At 67.9% G+C, this 305-nt stretch carries 1 protein-coding gene; it reads right to left on the reverse strand.

Annotated features, from left to right (window positions below):
- A partial coding sequence (locus J0695_RS40180) for an HAD family hydrolase (protein WP_505383638.1) occupies window positions 1–305 on the reverse strand: 305 nt, incomplete at both ends.

Genomic DNA, 305 nt, shown 5'->3' on the forward strand with positions numbered 1-305 from the left:
GGTCTCCGCCTCGCACCGGCGCATCATCGACAAGATCGTCGCCTCGATCGGCCCTTCCCACTTCCGTCTCACCGTCGCCGATGCGCTCCTCGAACTTGTCGTTGAGCAGCACGCTCAGCTCGGCGAGTGTGATGTCCGCGCCCGTGGCCTCGATGAGGTATCCGGCGCTGCGGGTCATGGGCCCGCCGACCACGATGTGCTTCCAAGTCGCGTCGAGCCGGTGCCCGAGGTCGGCGAAGACGGCCACCTCGGCGTCCCACCAGAAGCCCTCGGTGTCGACCAGGGTCCCGTCCATGTCCAGGAGG

It is taken from the genome of Streptomyces beijiangensis, from assembly GCF_017315755.1.
Classification (GTDB): domain Bacteria; phylum Actinomycetota; class Actinomycetes; order Streptomycetales; family Streptomycetaceae; genus Streptomyces; species Streptomyces beijiangensis.